The organism is Bradyrhizobium sp. NBAIM18 (assembly GCF_020193825.1).
GTDB classification, from domain to species: Bacteria; Pseudomonadota; Alphaproteobacteria; order Rhizobiales; family Xanthobacteraceae; genus Bradyrhizobium; species Bradyrhizobium yuanmingense.
The window spans coordinates 666,060-682,176 of sequence record NZ_JADYVO010000002.1 but is presented as its reverse complement, the minus strand read 5'-3'; the positions used below and the strand labels follow the sequence as shown (position 1 = coordinate 682,176).

General features: G+C 64.5%; 14 protein-coding genes. 8 read left to right on the top strand and 6 right to left on the bottom strand.

Features of this window, described 5'->3' with window-relative positions; genetic code table 11:
- Positions 1-80 precede the first annotated feature (80 nt).
- Positions 81-1,076, bottom strand: coding sequence for an alpha/beta hydrolase (locus I6F17_RS07200; RefSeq protein ID WP_225131396.1), 996 nt, complete (start codon positions 1,074-1,076; stop codon positions 81-83).
- A gap of 13 nt (positions 1,077-1,089) precedes the next feature.
- Entirely contained in the window at positions 1,090-2,025 is a 936-nt protein-coding gene (locus tag I6F17_RS07195) for an MBL fold metallo-hydrolase (RefSeq protein ID WP_225131406.1), read from the bottom strand.
- A 229-nt stretch (positions 2,026-2,254) separates the two neighbouring features.
- Here I6F17_RS07195 and I6F17_RS07190 point away from each other — a divergent pair, with 229 nt between their 5' ends.
- From I6F17_RS07190 to I6F17_RS07165, 6 genes are all read left to right on the top strand, one after another.
- Entirely contained in the window at positions 2,255-3,199 is a 945-nt protein-coding gene (locus I6F17_RS07190) for a LysR family transcriptional regulator (RefSeq protein ID WP_225131395.1), read from the top strand.
- Between the two features lie 427 nt (positions 3,200-3,626).
- Positions 3,627-4,577 carry a PDR/VanB family oxidoreductase gene (locus I6F17_RS07185; RefSeq protein WP_036034592.1) on the top strand — a complete coding sequence of 317 codons (951 nt, stop codon included), beginning with the start codon at positions 3,627-3,629 and terminating at the stop codon, positions 4,575-4,577.
- 17 nt (positions 4,578-4,594) lie between these two features.
- Positions 4,595-5,935 carry an aromatic ring-hydroxylating dioxygenase subunit alpha gene (locus I6F17_RS07180; protein WP_225131394.1) on the top strand — a complete coding sequence of 447 codons (1,341 nt, stop codon included), beginning with the start codon at positions 4,595-4,597 and terminating at the stop codon, positions 5,933-5,935.
- Positions 5,932-6,408, top strand: a complete 477-nt coding sequence (locus I6F17_RS07175; RefSeq protein ID WP_225131393.1) for an aromatic-ring-hydroxylating dioxygenase subunit beta — start codon at positions 5,932-5,934, stop codon at positions 6,406-6,408. Before I6F17_RS07180 ends, I6F17_RS07175 begins: the two co-directional genes overlap by 4 nt.
- A gap of 7 nt (positions 6,409-6,415) precedes the next feature.
- On the top strand, positions 6,416-8,032 hold the full coding sequence (locus I6F17_RS07170) for an ATP-dependent acyl-CoA ligase (protein WP_225131392.1): 1,617 nt from the start codon (positions 6,416-6,418) through the stop codon (positions 8,030-8,032).
- A 31-nt stretch (positions 8,033-8,063) separates the two neighbouring features.
- Entirely contained in the window at positions 8,064-8,792 is a 729-nt protein-coding gene (locus tag I6F17_RS07165; RefSeq protein ID WP_225131391.1) for an SDR family oxidoreductase, read from the top strand.
- Between the two features lie 118 nt (positions 8,793-8,910).
- Here I6F17_RS07165 and I6F17_RS07160 read toward each other — a convergent pair whose 3' ends face one another.
- The 4 genes from I6F17_RS07160 to I6F17_RS07145 form a co-directional block, all read right to left on the bottom strand.
- Positions 8,911-9,393: a MarR family winged helix-turn-helix transcriptional regulator gene (locus I6F17_RS07160; RefSeq protein WP_225131390.1), complete on the bottom strand. Its 483-nt coding sequence runs from the start codon at positions 9,391-9,393 to the stop codon at positions 8,911-8,913.
- The gene (locus I6F17_RS07155; protein ID WP_225131389.1) at positions 9,393-9,887 is read right to left on the bottom strand and encodes a MarR family transcriptional regulator; all 495 of its coding nucleotides are present in this window, start codon (positions 9,885-9,887) and stop codon (positions 9,393-9,395) included. The genes I6F17_RS07160 and I6F17_RS07155 overlap by 1 nt, the downstream gene beginning before the upstream one ends.
- A 156-nt stretch (positions 9,888-10,043) precedes the next feature.
- Complete coding sequence (locus I6F17_RS07150) at positions 10,044-11,609, bottom strand: indolepyruvate oxidoreductase subunit beta family protein (RefSeq protein ID WP_225131388.1); 1,566 nt, start codon at positions 11,607-11,609, stop codon at positions 10,044-10,046.
- The gene (locus I6F17_RS07145; protein WP_036034580.1) at positions 11,606-13,765 is read right to left on the bottom strand and encodes an indolepyruvate ferredoxin oxidoreductase subunit alpha; all 2,160 of its coding nucleotides are present in this window, start codon (positions 13,763-13,765) and stop codon (positions 11,606-11,608) included. The genes I6F17_RS07150 and I6F17_RS07145 overlap by 4 nt, the downstream gene beginning before the upstream one ends.
- A 127-nt stretch (positions 13,766-13,892) precedes the next feature.
- On the opposite strand from I6F17_RS07145, the gene I6F17_RS07140 reads away from it, so the two are divergent.
- Together I6F17_RS07140 and I6F17_RS07135 are read left to right on the top strand one after the other, a co-directional pair.
- Positions 13,893-14,915, top strand: coding sequence for a carbon-nitrogen hydrolase family protein (locus I6F17_RS07140; RefSeq protein WP_225131386.1), 1,023 nt, complete (start codon positions 13,893-13,895; stop codon positions 14,913-14,915).
- A 50-nt stretch (positions 14,916-14,965) separates the two neighbouring features.
- Positions 14,966-16,072: a cupin domain-containing protein gene (locus I6F17_RS07135; protein WP_225131384.1), complete on the top strand. Its 1,107-nt coding sequence runs from the start codon at positions 14,966-14,968 to the stop codon at positions 16,070-16,072.
- Positions 16,073-16,117: the final 45 nt, after the last annotated feature.

Below are 16,117 nucleotides of genomic sequence, written 5' to 3'. Positions count from 1 at the left end.
GGCCTCGTTCGGCTTGACTAGCAGTCTCATTTTTGAATGTTGCGGCGCGAGTGATTTTCGCGGTGCAGCAGGACGCCGCGCTAGCTGTAATCTTCGCCGAGAAACTGGTTGATCGCATCGAACGCCTGCAGACGGTTCTTCTCCAGCAGAACCATGTGCGTGCCTTCGCCAATCTCGACCCATCGCCGGTAGGGCGCATGCTTCAACGAAAGGAAGAAGTTCTGCGCCGAGTCGATAGGAACGTCCTGGTCCCATTCCGCGTGGACCAGGAGCACGGGCACGCGAATGTCGGCGGCGTCATAGAGCCTCTTGCCCGCGGCCCAGTATTCGCGGATGTCCAGGATCGGGCCGTTGACTGCACGCATGATGGCAGGCGCTTGCGCGCTGCCTAGCGGGTCGGTGGCGAGCGAGATATTGGCCCAGCGCTCGAAGCCGCCCGCCGGGATCAAGCTCGATCGTGCCGCTTCCGGCGCAGCCGAAAGCCAGCGCTCCCTGAAGTCCAGCACCGGAACGTTGCGATAGCCGCCGAGGCGCCCGCCAGCATCGATCGGAGCTGGGCCCTGCAGCACCCAAAGCGGCGCGACCAGCGCGAGCTTGACGACCTTGTCGTTGTTGCCTGCGGTGTAAGCGCCGGCCACCGAGCCGCCCCAGGACATTGCAACCAGATTGAGGCGAGCGATCCTGCGCTGCTTCAGGATGTGCGCGACGGCGCTGGCGAGGTCGCGCACGCCGGCCTCGGTGCGCACGAGCGGTTCGGACTGCTCCGGCGGCGCGTCCATCTCGGACGGGCGGGTCGATTGGCCATAGCCGCGCACGTCGAGCGCGAAGACGTCGTAGCCATGGCCGGCGAGATGATCCATGAACGAGAGGCCACCGAGCGGCGTATCGAAAAGGCTTCCCGATGAATAGGTCGCGCCGTGCATCATCAGGATGGTTCGCTCGGCGGAGAAGGTCTCGAGCGCCGCGGGGCGCTTGTTGCGCAAGTGAAGCGAAATTCCCGCCGTGTCGCTCGGGATCATGAGATCCTCGACCACGATCTTGGGCCTGTCGACGCGCGCGCTGGCGTGCTCGTTCATGATCGTTCTCCGTTCAGACGAATTGCCAGGTGAAGCGTCCTCCGGTGCGGCTGACGCGGCCGACCGATGACTGTGCGAAATGGGTGGTGAAGATGATTGAGCCCCGCTCGGCAGCGTCCTCCAGCACGAAGGCGCGCGAGCGCAACGCGGCTTCCGGGAATTCGCAGAAGCAGGAATTGAGCGAAGGCTCATACACCTGGAGCGGGTGGTGCATCACGTCTCCGGCGAACAGCGCCTCCTCGCCGCGTGAGACGAGGCGGATGGAGGCGTGATCGACGCTGTGGCCGGGCGTCGGGACGAACGAGATGCCCTCGATGGCCTCGCTCCCGTCCACAGCGATGAGCCTGGCAAGTCCGGCCTCGATCACCGGCCGGACGCTGTCGTCATAGACACGGTCGGCCGGCTTGCGCAGCGCGGGGCCGAGGGCCGGGGCCGGGCGGGCCGCTCCGGTCGGCTCTGTGCCCGTCGCGAGGCTCTCGCCATAGGCCTGCTCGATCGCGGAGAAGACGTAGGTCGCATTCGGGAAGGTCGGGACCCAGCGTCCCTCGACGAGACGGGTGTTCCAGCCGACGTGATCGGCGTGCACGTGGGTGAGCAGCACGTAGTCGACCTGCTCCGGCGTGACGCCCGCTGCGGCCAGCCGCGCCAGGAACGGTTCGTTGAGCCGGTGAAGCGGCGGAATCTCCGGCCGGTTCTTGTCGTTGCCGGTGGCCGTGTCGATCAGGATCGTGTGGTGCGGCGTCCGGACCAGCCAGCTGTGAATGCTTTGGATGAAGGTACCGGTCGCAGCATCGAACGAGCCCGCCTCCAGGCTGTCGCGATGGCGCTCCAGCGCCCGCGGCTCGCCTCCCGGATAGAGCGCGTCGAACTTGAATGCGGCAAGCCGCAACTCGTCGATCCGCGTGATGGATGCTTCGCCGACGTGATAGGTCTTGGCCGCGTGAATCATCAAGATGTCCTCCACTGGACCGCGGCGTAGGGCTGGTTGCCCGGGCCGCGGTGACGGTGAGGTACGAAGCGCGCCAGGCCTTGGGGAGAGTCGCGGGCTCGATAGGTCCCATCGACATGGTCGATATCGGAAAGGACGCTGGCTCAGCTTTTCACGCCGGCGTTTTGGCCCTAACCCTCGTATCGCGGCTCGTCGCGGTCGCGACATGCCCCAGACGGAGGTGCCACCGATGCAGGATGCGGAACACGGCCGGGGTCGGCCGGCCGATGATAACGATCTCGCCGAGATCGACCTCGGTCTGTTGCTGGCTCTGGAGGCTCTCCTGCGCGAGCGGAACGTGACGCGCGCGGCCTCCCGGCTCAATATCGGGCAGCCTGCGCTCTCGGCGCGGCTGAACCGGCTGCGGCAGATCTTTGCCGATCCGCTGTTCGTACCCGCCGCGAACGGGCGCGGCGTCGTGCCGACGACGAGGGCGGTGGAGCTGCAGACGGCGCTTGCGGACGTGCTCGGCAAGCTCCGTCGCATGGTGGAGGGGCCGGCTGTGTTCGACCCCGCCAAGAGCCAGCGTACCTTCGTGGTTGCCATCCACGAGAATCCGGCCGTGACGCTGGCGCCCGGCCTGGTCGCGCGCTTGACCGCGATGGCCGAGCGGGCGCGGCTCGCCCTTGTTCACCCCGCGCGCGATGTCGTGGATCAGCTCGAAAGGGGAGAGATCGACATCCTGGTGACGGGCGCCGACCGCGCACATGGCGAGCTGATGCAGCGGCCGCTGTTCGAAGACGGCTTCCTGTCCGCACAGCGCAAGGGTCATCCCCGCGGCATCGGTCCGCTCGATCTCGACAGCTTTTGCGCGCTCGACCATCTGTTGATTTCCGCCGATGGCGGCGGTTTCTCGGGCCTGGTCGACGACGCGCTGGCGGTGCTCGGCCGCTCTCGGCGCGTTGCCGTCTCGATCCAGACCTATGCGCTGGCGCCGGTCATCCTTGCGCACAGCGACTGCATCTGCACCCTTCCGCGGCGCTTCCTGATCCGCTTCGCCCACGAGCTCGATCTCACGCCCCCGCCGCTCGATCTGCCGCCCGCTCGCATCGTCGCGCTGTGGCATCCGCGCAATCAGGAGGACAAAGGCCACGCCTGGCTTCGCGAGTGCCTATACCAGGCGGCTGCCGCTTGATCGCGACGTGCCCTCACGTGGGGAGGAGCGGCGCTGTCAGGTTGTAAGTTCCGATTTCTGGAATGAAGTCGGCCAGCTTGCATTCGTTGCGTCCGGTATGCCGCCTGCCGCCTTCCTGAGCTGCGTGCCGAGATGGGCAGGTGCCTCGAAGTATCACCGGATCGCCATTACCGCCGGCTTTCGCCCCTTGTATCCTTGCTCGATGCCGAGCGCAGGAGAGCGCATGATGCGCCGGGCCTGACGACCGGCGGCAAGCCCGTAGCGAGCCCCCCGGCTGGCCACTGACATTGCCGGCGGGCGATCGCCCGAGAAGCCAGCTGGCGATCCATTGATTGCATCATCCGGACCCGCTCCCGCGCTGACGATTGACAGCGAATTATTACATGTCTAAAAATATGCAAATTCATATAATCCGTGAGATGCCTGAATGGACGTGCATCCGCTCAAGCTCAAGGTCAGGTCGTATGTCGCGGAGACGCCGTTCATACGGAGCCTTGTGTTTGGTGTGGAGGACGGCGTCGTGCCGCAATGGCAGGCAGGCGCGCATCTCCGCGTCGCGCTCCCCAATGGCGGAGACCGGCCGTACTCGCTGATGGCGTTGCCGGGACTTCCTGAAGATGCGCTGGCGCTAGGTGTCCTGCGCGAAGAGGCCTCGAGCGGCGGCTCGCAATTCATGCACGCGCTCAAGGTCGGCGACGTCGTGAAGGCGAGCGCGCCGGTCAACAATTTCCGACTGCACGAGGGAGCAGCGCCGGCGCTGCTGTTCGCCGGCGGCATCGGCATCACGCCCGTTCTGTCGATGGCGGCGGAACTGGCGGCGCGGGGAAGCTCATATCGCCTGCACTATGCCGGGCGCACGCAAGGATTGCTGGCGTTTCTGCCGCAATTGCAGGAGATCTGCGCCGGAGGGCTGTCCGTCCACTACGACAGCGATGAATCCCGCCTCGACATTGCCGCGGCGCTCGGCGATGCCGCAGCAAACGCCCACGTCTATGTCTGTGGCCCTTCGGGCATGATCGACGCGGTGAAGGCCGGTGCGGCCGCCGCCGGGGTGTCAGCCGATCGCGTTCATTACGAGCTCTTCAAGTCCGAGCAGCCGTCATCGCCTGACCGGCCGTTCGAGGTCGAGATCAAGTCGACCGGGCAGGTTGTCGGCGTTGCTGCGGGGCAGACCATCATCGAGGCGCTGGAGGCGGCCGGTTTCGACGTGCTCTACGACTGCCGGCGCGGCGATTGCGGCATTTGCCAGTGCGGCGTGATCGCGGGAGTCCCCGATCATCGCGACGTCATCCTCAGCGACGAGGAGAGGGCGTCCAACAAGGTCATGCAGATCTGCGTGTCACGCGCGAAGTCGGAACGTCTGGTGCTGGATCTCTAGGGGAGGCGAGGGACGTCATGAAAAGATACGGCGGGAATGCCCGTGCGATTGCGGCGCTGGTGCGCGAGGCCGAGGTGCATCGCGAAGTCTATGTCGACCCCGAGATCTTCGAGCTCGAGATGGAGCACCTGTTTCCCAACAGCTGGGTCTATGTCGGCCATGCCAGTCAACTTGCAAAACCCGGCGATTTCATCACGGCCAATATCGGCCGGCAGCCGGTCATGGCCAGCCGCCATACCGACGGCTCCATCCATGTGTTCTACAATCGCTGCCCGCACAAAGGCGTGAAGATCGCGTCCGAACCCTGCGGCACCACCGGAAAGTTCTTCCGCTGCCCCTATCACGCATGGTCTTTCAAGACCGACGGCTCGCTGCTCGCGATCCCGCTGAAGAAGGGCTACGAGGGCACCGGCTTCGGCGACACCCAAGCGAATGAGGGGTTGTCGAAGGTCAGGAACGTCGTCATTTATCGTGATTTCATCTTCGCTCGCCTGAGCGTTTCAGGCGTCTCCTTCGAGGATTATTTTGGCGAAAGTCTTTCGACCATCGACAACATGGTCGACCGATCGCCGGAGGGGAAGCTCGCAGTCGAGGCGACGCCGATCCGCTACATGCACACGTGCAATTGGAAGATGCTGGTCGAGAACCAGACCGACACCTGCCATCCGATGGTGGCGCATGAGAGCTCGGCCGGCACCGCGGTCAAGGTCTGGAAGCGCGAGCAGGGCGATTCCACGGAAACACCGATGGCGGTGCAGCTCTACGGTCCCTTCATGAGCCCGTACGAGTTCTACGAGCAGAGCGGCATCCGGATCTGGCCGAACGGCCACGGCCACACCGGCGTCGCCAACTCCATCCATTCGAACTATTCGGATATCCCGGGCTATCTCGACCAGATGGTCGCAGCCTATGGCGAGCAGCGCGCGCATGAGATCCTTGGCGAGGTCAGGCACAACACCGTCTACTTCCCGAACATCATGGTGAAGGGCGCTGTCCAGATCCTGCGCAATTTCATCCCGATCGCAGTCGACAAGACGCTGGTCGAGAGCTGGGTCTATCGCCTGGTCGGCGCGCCCGACAAGCTCTACGAGCGCGCATTGATGTACAACCGCTTCATCAACGCGCCGACCTCGATTGTCGGCCACGACGACCTCGAAATGTATGAGCGGGCGCAGGAAGGACTGAAGTCCAACGGCAATCAATGGGTCAATCTGCGGCGGCTCTACGACGGCCATGAAGAGCAGGACGTCACGGCGGTGATCAACGGCACGTCCGAGCGGCAGATGCGCAACCAGTTTCACGCCTGGGCGAAATTCATCACCATGGACATGGACAAGCGCATCGAGGCTGCGGAATGATCGGCGAGAAGACCATCACGGACTTCATCTATCGCGAGGCGGAGCTGCTCGACACCATGGAGTGGCAGGCCTGGCTCGATCTGTTTCACCCCGAAGGGCGTTATTGGATGCCGCTGGAATGGCAGCAGCAGGATCCGGTGCTGCAGCCGTCCCTGATGTACGAGGATCTGCTGCTCCTGAAGGTGCGGGTCGAGCGGCTCGCCGGCGAGCGCACCTTCAGCCAGAAGCCGAAGAGCCGTTGCCATCATCTGCTCCAGGCACCGCGGATCGTCGCGTGCGATCCTGCTGCCGGAATGTTCAAGGCACGGACTTCCTACATCTACACCGAGACGCGGGGCGATACGCTGGAGCGCTATTCGGGATGGGCCTCGCACGAGCTCGTGCAGGTCGGCGATGCCCTGAAAATCAAGCTGAAGCGCGTCGATCTCGTCAATTTCGATGCGCCGTTCGGCAACATCCAGCTTTTCATGTGAGACTGCCTTGACCGCTGCGACCACTGTCCATGCCCGTTTTCAAGAGACCGCGCGCCGCCGCGGCGAGGCGGGTTTCCTCAACGTGCTGCCGGAGACCGCAGGCATCTACGGCATCGCGGCGGGCGAGATTTCCTACCGCGCGATGCTCGACCGGGTCGAGCGCCGTCGCGCGGCGTTCGCGAGCCGCGGCTATGGCGAAGGCCACCGGGTCGGGCTGCTGCTCCAGAACAGGCCTGTCTTCATCGAGCTGTGGTTCGCGCTCAATGCGCTCGGCGTCTCGGTGGTGCCGATCAATCCGGACCTCCGTCTCAGCGAGCTCGAATACATCATCGGGCATTCCGAGATGAATGCTGCGTTCGTCCTCACCGAACGGCGCGAGGAGGTGGAGCTGGCCGCGCGTCAGGCCGGCCGGCCAATCCCTGTCGTGGACGATCAGGACGACGTTCCCGCACCCTTCGGCGGTGCGCGGTCCTCGACCTCAGCTAGCGAGGGGAGCGAATGCGCGCTGCTCTATACGTCGGGGACGACGGGCCAGCCCAAGGGCTGCGTGCTCACCAACACCTATTTCCTGCATTCCGGAAACTGGTATCGCGACGTCGGCGGGCTGATCAACCTCAAGCCGAACGGCGAGCGGATGATCACGCCGTTGCCGCTGTTTCACATGAACGCGATGGCGGTGTCTCTGATGGCGATGCTGTCGGTCGGCGGCTGCCTGACCATGCTCGATCGCTTCCACCCGCGCAGTTGGTGGGCCTCGGTGCGCGACAGCCGTGCCACCTGCCTGCATTATCTCGGCGTGATGCCCTCGATGCTGATGAGCGCGCCGCCATCGGAGCTGGACCGCGCGCACAGCGTACGCTTCGGCTTCGGCGCCGGCGTCGACAAGCTGTTGCATGCGACGTTCGAGCAGCGCTTCGGCTTTCCGCTGCTGGAGGCCTGGGCGATGACCGAGACCGGCAGCGGCGGCGTCATCGCCGCCAATGTCGAGCCGCGCAAGGTCGGCACCAGCTGTTTTGGCCGCCCGGCCCCCGAGATCGAGGTTCGGATCGTCGATGACGGCGGCAATGATGCGCCGGTGGATGTGCCCGGCGAGCTGCTGGTGCGGCGCGCCGGCGCTGATCCGCGCTACGGCTTCTTCCGCGAGTATCTCAAGAACGAGGCTGCCACCATCGAGGCGTGGGCCGGCGGCTGGCTGCACACTGGCGATATCGTGTCGTGCGATGCGGACGGCGACCTGCACTTCGTCGATCGCAAGAAAAACGTGATCCGTCGCTCCGGCGAGAACATTGCAGCGGTCGAGGTCGAATCCGTCCTCAACCGGCATCCCGCGATCCGGCAAGCCGCGGTTGCGGCGACGCCGGACCAGGTGCGCGGCGACGAGGTTGCGGCGGTCATCATCACTGAGAAGGCCGGCGCGGACCGCGCGCTCGCCGAAGAGATCGTGCGCTGGAGCCTCGAGCAGATGGCCTATTACAAGGCGCCGGGCTGGATCTGCTTCGCCGACAGCCTGCCGCTGACCGCGACCGAGAAGATCCAGCGCGGCGGGTTGAAGGATTTCGTCGGGAAGCTGATGGGCGAGGGCGCGTTCTTCGATCTGCGTGACCTCAAGAAGCGGCAAGTCTGATCAAGAAGGTCTGATCAAAGAAGGTCTGATCATGAGCGAGATCCGCACCACCCTCATCACCGGCGGCAATTCGGGGATCGGCGAGGCCCTAGCGAAGAAGCTCGTCGCGCGCGGGCAGCGCGTGGTCTCGGTCGGGCTGGAGAAGCCCGGCTGGACACATGATCTGCTCGCTTCCTATCGCGCCGACCTCACCAATATCGAACAGACGCGTGCGATCGCGCAGGAGATCTGCCGGGATCACGCCGTTGACAGCCTGGTCCACAATGCCGGAATCATCCTGCCGAACCTGCTGCCCCACGCCAAGCCGGAAGACATATTGATGCTGGCGCAGTTGCATCTGGGCGCGCCGATGCTCCTGACCCAGGCGGCGCTGGAAGGGATGCGTGCGCGCCGCTTCGGGCGCATCGTGTTCGTCTCTTCGCGCGCCGCGATGGGGGCAGTGACGCGCTCGGCCTATTCGGCCACCAAGGCCGGCGTGCACGGCATGGCAAGGACCTGGGCGCTGGAGCTTGCCGCGAGCGGCATCACCGTGAATGTCGTCGCCCCGGGGCCGATCCTGACCGATAATTTCTGGGGCATCATCCCGAAGGGCTCCGAGCAGCAGGAGCGGATGGCGCGCAACGTTCCGGTCGGGCGGCTCGGCTCGCGCGAGGACGTCGCGCACGCAATCTCGTTCTTCCTCGACGAGCACTCCGATTTCGTCACCGGCCAGGTGCTCTATGTCTGCGGCGGTACCAGCCTCGTCGGCCTCGGGCCGTAGTTCCCTAGCATTCAAGCACGACGAGATTGGTACGGAGCTTCGCCGCCGGTTCACCTCTCCCTACGGGAGAGGTGTATTGAGCCCGCCGGCAGACCGATCGAGCCCAAATCATCAAGTTCTAGATCTGGTTCTGGCGGATATTCTCGACCATCTTGGCCAGCACGCGCGCACAGACCTCGATGTCGTCGGGCTCGATGCCCGCGACCAGCTTGTCGTAATTGTTCGCCATGATGGGCCAGATCTTGCGCAGCAGCGCTTCGCCCTCCGGCGTCAGGCCGACGACGCGGCGCCGCTGGTCCTCCTCGGCGATCTCGCGCTTGACGAGGCCCGACGACACCATGGACTCCACCATGCGGCTCGCCGTCGACTGCTCGGTCACCGCGAGAACGGCGACTTCGTTGACGGTGAGGTTCTTGTAGATGAACAGCACCGACAGCGTCCGGAACACGACATTGTTGATGCCGTGCTCGCTCAAATCGCGGTTCTGATCCAGGTTCCAGCGATTGGCGAGCCGGTTGAACAGATACGGAATATAGGTTTGCAGCTGGTCCCTCGTCCTCGGCGGACCCGACTTCCATCTGCTCTTGGATTCTCTGGCCATTATCTCTTGCGACTTTGCTTCTTGCTCTCGGTATGAAGTTTCGAGGAAAGCGATTTCAGCACGGACAGCGCGGTGTCCAGCTCCCGGGCCGGGACGTTCTCGAGCCGTCTGGCGAGATGCTTCTTGTGGATTTCGGCGGCCTGCCGGAACAGAGCTTCGCCTTTCGGCGTCAGGCGCACGATGAAGGACCGCCGGTCCTCGCTCGACATCTCCCTGCTGATGAGGTCGTCGGCGAGAAGACGTTGCACCAGCCCCGAGACATTGCCGCCGGTCACCTTCAGATTTTGCGACAATTGTCCGAGCGCGAGGCCCTCCCGGTAACGATCGAGCTGGGCCAGCACGTCGAACTTTGCCAGCGACAGGCCGAACTCCGAATTGAGCATCGAATTGAGCGAGGCGAACAGCTCACCATGCAGCGACAGCAATTGAAGCCAGAGCCGGGTTTCGATCTGCCCAGGGACGGGAACAACGTTCTCCTTGAGTGCTGCCGTCATCGCATGACCATCGAGTACAGAATGTCTCGTCGAGTGAAGGGAATTACCGCGGGTCTTTCGCTCCGATTAACAACCTGAGAATCGTAGTCAAGCCGTCCGATCCTGACCTCCTGAGGGGCGAACGGCAATCCAATCCTGCGTCCGGCGCCCGTGGAATCATGCGAAAGTCTTGATGGTCTGGATCACGCCGTCGAGCGCCGTTCCGGCGCTGTCCTTCAGCGCGGCCTCGCGCAGGCGGCGCGCCCAGTCGGCGGCATCCTCGCGGCGCTCCACCAGCTTGATCGCCGCGAGCGTCCTGTCGAATTTCGACAGCCCCCGGCTGTGGGTGTCTGAATAGCCTTTGACGAGGCGTCGGCATTGCAGGATCTCGACACCGAGCTGGTAATTGGTCCCGACCGCCTCGGTCGCGGCCTTGAGCCATGAATCCCGGTGCGCCGTCTCGACGGCGTGACGCAGCGAGCGGCGGCGCAGGCCGCGCATCCCGCCGACGACATAGAGGGCCAGGAACCAGGGCAGCGAGTAGGTTCGCACCCGGCGTCCCCGGTTGACGCGGCGATCGAGCCAGCCGAGCAGGCGCGGCCGCGCGCCGAGCCAGCGGCCGAAACCTGCCGGCAGCATGCCCATCACTTCCTCCATGCGGGGATGCATGAACTCGGTGGTCTGGAGCACCTGTCCGTTCGACATCTCGAGCTCGCTCTCGATGCGCGCGCGGCGGCCGGCGCGCGTCTTGAGGTCGGCGACGCGGATGACGTCGTCATAGGTCATGGCGTTGGCGAGGTACTTTGCCGCGGCTTCCGTGAAGGCATAGGCATGTGCGCCGCCGCCGGCGTTTCGGTCGGCTGCGTGCAAGGTCTTGAGGATGTCGAGATATTCGCCGCCATAGGCGAGGTCCTGAAAGTCGATCACCTTCCGCAAGCCTGCACGAGCCATGCTGAGTGCAGGCTCGGGCAGCTCCTGATTCAATCTTGCGACAAGCTTGCCGAGCCGCGGATCGGGCGCCGCGGAAGAGGGGATAGTGTCGGCCGGTTTGGCTGGTACGGGCGCCGCAACTTCGGTCGGGCCGGTCTTGACCCGCGCGAAGGCGGCCTCGAAGGTCTCGACGCTGGCCTTCGCGCCTTTGCCGCCGCTGCGGATGACGTCGAGATAGCTGTCGCGACTGAACGGCAGCACGCCTGCGCCTGCGAGCGCGCCGAACATCGCGGCCGAGATGACGCTGCCATGCGCGATCGCCAGCGCGTTCAGATCGAAGATGATCTCGGTCTTCGCCGCAATTCCGATGGCGCCGGTCACGGCGCCGCCATCGGCGATGCCGTTGCCTGGGGCGATCTTCTCGCCGATCGCAAACGAGCGGTGGTTGGACGCGATCAGCGTGGTGCGATCCGGCGTCACGAGGCCGCGCAGGATCGATCGACCGGCTTCCATGAATTCCGCCGCCATCACCACGTCGACGTCGCCGGGGGTGGGCATCAGCGACAGGATCGGCTTGCGGCCGTCGAGCGGCGGCATCGCCTCGATATAGTAGATGGTGGCGCCGGTGCGCTGGGCGACGCCGGGCACCGAGGTAGACTGCGCGACCCAGCCATGGTTCTCGGCGAGCTGAACGATCCAGTCCGTCAGGACGCCGCCGCCCTGGCCCCCCATCGCGACAATCGCGATCGAGATCGGCCGCTCGGTCGCTTCGCCTGCGGCGGGGAGCGCCAGCCGGACCGTCTCGTCCCTCATGCCAGTGCCTCGAGCGCCGGCCGCCGGCGGTCGCGCCGACGCTGCAGCCAGCCGATCACGCTCATGGCGACCCTGGATTTGAACATGTCCCAGCGAGTCGGATTATGGATGACGTCGGCTCGATAGAACGAGGGGCAGAGCACGGCGGCCTCGGAGACCTCGCCGCAATTGCCGCAGCCGACGCAGGAGTTGTCGATCGCCGCGACCGGATCGTCGCGCAAGGGGTCGTCGAGCTGCTTCACCGACAGAGACGGGCAGCCGGAGAGGCGGATGCAGGCATGGTCGCCGGTGCAGACGTCTTCGTCGACGCCAAAGCGCTCCTTGACGATGCGCGTCCCGTCCTTGATCGCCTTGTTGATCTGCGGCTTCACGCGCCGCTGCTTGTTCAGCATGCATTCGGAGGACGCGACGATGACCTTCGGGCCTTCCTCTTTCGTCGTCAGCGCTTCCTTCAGCGTGTCACGCATCTTGCCGACGTCGTAGGTGCGGTCGAGCTGGCGCACCCACTGGCCGCCGATGCCCTTCACCGCCTGCACGATCGAATTGTTGGTCTTGCGGCGCTTGTTGACCGCGCGCGAGGACAGGATGTCCTGACCGCCCGTGGCAGAAGTGTAGTAATTGTCGACGATGACGAACACGCCGTCATGCTTGTTGAACACGGCGTTGCCGATGCCGCTGGTCAGTCCGTTGTGCCAGAAGCCGCCGTCGCCCATCACCGCGATCGAGCGCTTGTCCGCCTTGACGTTGAAGGCCGAGGTCGAGGCCGGGCCGAGGCCGAAGCCCATCGTGGTCGCGCCGATGTTGAACGGCGGCAGGATCGAGAACAGATGGCAGCCGATGTCCGCGGAGACGTGGTGCTGGCCGAGCTCTTCCTCGACCAGCTTCATGGCGGCGAAGATCGGCCGTTCCGGGCAGCCGGTGCAAAGCCCGGGCGGGCGCGCCGGCACCACCTGCTTGAGCTTCTCGACCGCAGGGTGATTGAGCACGGGCGCTGCGTCCGGCGCCGGCGGCCGGTTGCCGAGCAGCCGCGGCTCGGTCTTCTCCAGGAATTCCCTGACGCCACCGAGCAGCACCTGAGCGGTGTAGTCGCCGCCCATCGGCAGCACGTCCTTGCCGTGGACGCGCGCCTGGATGTCCTTGCGGCGCAAGACCGTATTGATCGCCTGCTCCAGATATTCCGGCTGGCCTTCCTCGACGATGAGAACGGCCTCCTTGTCGACGCAGAATTCGGCAACCTCGGTGTCGATCACGGGGTAGGTGACGTTCATGATGTAGAGCGGGATCTGGGTGTTGCCATAGGCATCCGACAGCCCGAGATATTGCAGCGCACGGATGACGTTGTTGTACATCCCGCCCTGCATGATGATGCCGACCTTGCCGTGCTTCGGCCCCATCCACTCATTCAGCTTGTTGTCGCGAATGAATCCGATAGCCGCGGGCATCCGCGTCTTGATCTTCTCCTGCTCGTGCTCATAGGCCGCCGGCGGCAGCACGATGCGGTTGACGTCACGCTTGGGATTGTTGAGCGCGTCCTTGATGGTGTGCGCCGGCCTGACATTGTCCTTGCAGGCGAAGCTGCCGTGCATGTGGCAGGCGCGCACGCGCACCTCCAGCATGACCGGCGTGTTGGAGACTTCGGAGAGCTCGAAGCCTTTCTCGATCAGATTGACGATGCATTCATGCTCGGGGCGGGGATCGAGCAGCCACATCTGCGACTTCATCGCGAAGGCGTGGGTACGCTCCTGCATGATGGAGGAGCCTTCGCCATAGTCCTCGCCGACGATGATCATGGTGCCGCCGGTGACACCGCCCGAGGCGAGGTTGGCAAGAGCGTCGGAGGCGACGTTGGTACCGACGGTCGACTTCCACGCAACCGCGCCGCGCAGGGGATACATCACCGATGCCGACAGCATCGCCGCGGCGGCGGCTTCGTTGGCCGAGCTCTGGAATACGACGCCGAGATCGTCGAGCACGTCCTTGGCGTCGGCCAGCACATCCATCAGATGCGAGATCGGCGAGCCCTGGTAGCCGCCGACATAGGCGACGCCCGATTGCAGCAACGCCTTGGTGATGGCGAGGATGCCTTCGCCGCGGAACGTGTCGCCATCGCCCAGCCGGAGATCCTCGACCTCGCGAGCAAAAGACCGTTCAGCCATTGCACCCTCCAGAAATATGCGATAGCATACGTTTACATGTGAAGTAAGTCAACGCCGCGCCATGCTATCACGCTTGGGGATGCTCTCTCCGACAAGGCGGTCATGAGCCAGCGACAGGGTAGGGCCGATGCTGAAGCTGCCTCGCTTTAAAGCTGCCGCCGTCCAGGCTTCACCAGTCTATCTCAACGCAAGCGCGACCGCGGAGAAGGCGGCTTCACTGGTCCGTGAGGCCGCAGCCAACGGGGCGAAGCTCGTCGCGTTCCCCGAAGTGTTCGTTCCCGGATATCCCTATTGGAACTGGATCACCGATCCCGTCACCGGCAGTGCATGGTTCGAGAAGCTCGCCAAGGCGTCGGTGCTGGTGCCGGGGCCGGAGGTCGAAATCGTCCGCAAGGCCGCGCGCGATACGGGATGCCACGTCGTGCTCGGCGTGAACGAGCGCAGCCCGGTCTCGCTCGGCGCGATCTACAATACGCTGGTTTTCATCGGTCCTGACGGCGCCTTGCTCGGCAAGCATCGCAAGCTGGTGCCGACCTGGGCAGAGAAGCTGACCTGGACCGGCGGTGACGGGTCGAGCCTGCGCGTCTATGATACCGAGATCGGGCGTCTCGGAGGCCTGGCCTGCGGCGAGAACACCAACACGCTGGCGCGCTTTGCGCTGCTCGGGCAGGGCGAGCTCGTGCACGTCGCCAGCTACATCTCGCTTCCCGTCGCGCCCCCCGACTATGACATGGCGGAGGCGATCAAATTGCGCGCGATTGCCCACTCCTTCGAAGGCAAGATCTTCACGATCGTCTCCTGCTCGACCGTGTCGGAGGAGATCATCGCGGCGATGGAGACCGTCGTTTCCGACGCTCGCGCACGTCTGCAACGGAAGTCGAGCGCATTCTCCGGTATCATCGGTCCGGACGGGCGCGTGGTCGGCGATCCCTTGATCGACGACGAAGGCATCGTCTATGCCGACATCGACCTCGAGCGCTGCATCCAGCCGAAGCAGATGCACGACATCGTCGGGCACTATAACCGGTTCGACGTTTTCGATCTGCGGGTCAACCGTCGTCCGCAGACGCCGCTCGGTCTGGCAGAGGCGGAAGCCGCCGCCGGACAAGAGCAGGCGGGTTTCTCGTCGATTCCAGGTAGATCGGAATGACGGGCTGGTCCCTTGAGGGTGCGATCATAAGACAGGACTTGGAGGATAGGATGCGCGAGAACGTGATCGGCCGGGCCAATGTCGAGGACACCCCCGAGCTCGAGGCCTATTACAAGGATCTCGAAAGGTACGAAGCCGGAGCGCTCTGGACCGTCGCCAACAAGATCGAGCCGTGGGCGCCGCAATCGGCCTCGGTTCCCGTGCTCTGGCGCTACAAGGATCTGCGTGAGCACGTGCTGCGCTCGGTCGAGCTGGTCTCGCCCGAGAAAGCCGGGCGGCGCGTGATCTATCTCAACAATCCCGGGCGGCGCGACGTGTCGGCCGCGGTCGGCTGGCTCTATTCCGGATTGCAGGTGATGCATCCCGGCGAGGTCGCCACGGCCCATGCCCACTCGGCCTCGGCGCTGCGCTTCATCATGGAGGGCGCGGGCGCCTACACCATCGTCGACGGTCACAAGATGACGCTGGGCGCGCGGGATTTCGTGCTGACGCCGAACGGCACCTGGCACGAGCATGGCGTCGAAGGCAACGGCTCGGTCTGCATCTGGCAGGACGGCTTGGACATCCCGCTCGTCAACGCGCTGGAAGCCAATTTCTTCGTCGTGCATCCGAACATCCAGCAGGAGCCGTCCGGCTATCCCGTGGACGACATGACCCGGACCTGGGGCAATCCCGGTCTTCGGCCGGCGGATTCGCGCTGGTCGAAGGGTTATTCGCCGATGTTCAAATATGAGTGGGAGCCGACCTACGAGTCCTTGCAGAAATATGCGGCCGCGACCGATGGCTCGCCCTATGACGGCATCCTCATGAACTACGTCAACCCGGTCACCGGCGGGCACGTGATGCAGACGATCGGTGCGAGCATGCAGCTGCTGCGCCCCGGCGAGAAGACCAAGTCGCATCGGCACACCGGCAGCTTCATTTACCAGGTGGCCAAGGGACGCGGCTATTCGATCATCGGCGGCAAGCGGCTCGAATGGGAAGAGCGCGACATCTTCTGCGTTCCGTCCTGGGCCTGGCACGAGCACGGCAATGCCTCAGCGAGCGAGGATGCCTGCCTGTTCTGCTTCAACGACCTGCCCGTCATCGAAAGCCTCGGGCTCTATCGGGAAGAGGCCTATGGCGACAATGGCGGTTATCAGTCGGTTGCCGCCTGACATGCCCTTGCAGAATTCAACCAGAACAGCCGGATAGAAGCCTTC

Coding starts and splice junctions, on each gene's coding strand:
- I6F17_RS07200 (WP_225131396.1), bottom strand. CDS start 1,076: ATGAACGAGCACGCCAGCGCGCGCGTCGACAGGCCCAAGATCGTGGTC.
- I6F17_RS07195 (WP_225131406.1), bottom strand. CDS start 2,025: ATGATTCACGCGGCCAAGACCTATCACGTCGGCGAAGCATCCATCACG.
- I6F17_RS07190 (WP_225131395.1), top strand. CDS start 2,255: ATGCAGGATGCGGAACACGGCCGGGGTCGGCCGGCCGATGATAACGAT.
- I6F17_RS07185 (WP_036034592.1), top strand. CDS start 3,627: ATGGACGTGCATCCGCTCAAGCTCAAGGTCAGGTCGTATGTCGCGGAG.
- I6F17_RS07180 (WP_225131394.1), top strand. CDS start 4,595: ATGAAAAGATACGGCGGGAATGCCCGTGCGATTGCGGCGCTGGTGCGC.
- I6F17_RS07175 (WP_225131393.1), top strand. CDS start 5,932: ATGATCGGCGAGAAGACCATCACGGACTTCATCTATCGCGAGGCGGAG.
- I6F17_RS07165 (WP_225131391.1), top strand. CDS start 8,064: ATGAGCGAGATCCGCACCACCCTCATCACCGGCGGCAATTCGGGGATC.
- I6F17_RS07160 (WP_225131390.1), bottom strand. CDS start 9,393: ATGGCCAGAGAATCCAAGAGCAGATGGAAGTCGGGTCCGCCGAGGACG.
- I6F17_RS07155 (WP_225131389.1), bottom strand. CDS start 9,887: ATGACGGCAGCACTCAAGGAGAACGTTGTTCCCGTCCCTGGGCAGATC.
- I6F17_RS07150 (WP_225131388.1), bottom strand. CDS start 11,609: ATGAGGGACGAGACGGTCCGGCTGGCGCTCCCCGCCGCAGGCGAAGCG.
- I6F17_RS07145 (WP_036034580.1), bottom strand. CDS start 13,765: ATGGCTGAACGGTCTTTTGCTCGCGAGGTCGAGGATCTCCGGCTGGGC.
- I6F17_RS07140 (WP_225131386.1), top strand. CDS start 13,893: ATGCTGAAGCTGCCTCGCTTTAAAGCTGCCGCCGTCCAGGCTTCACCA.
- I6F17_RS07135 (WP_225131384.1), top strand. CDS start 14,966: ATGCGCGAGAACGTGATCGGCCGGGCCAATGTCGAGGACACCCCCGAG.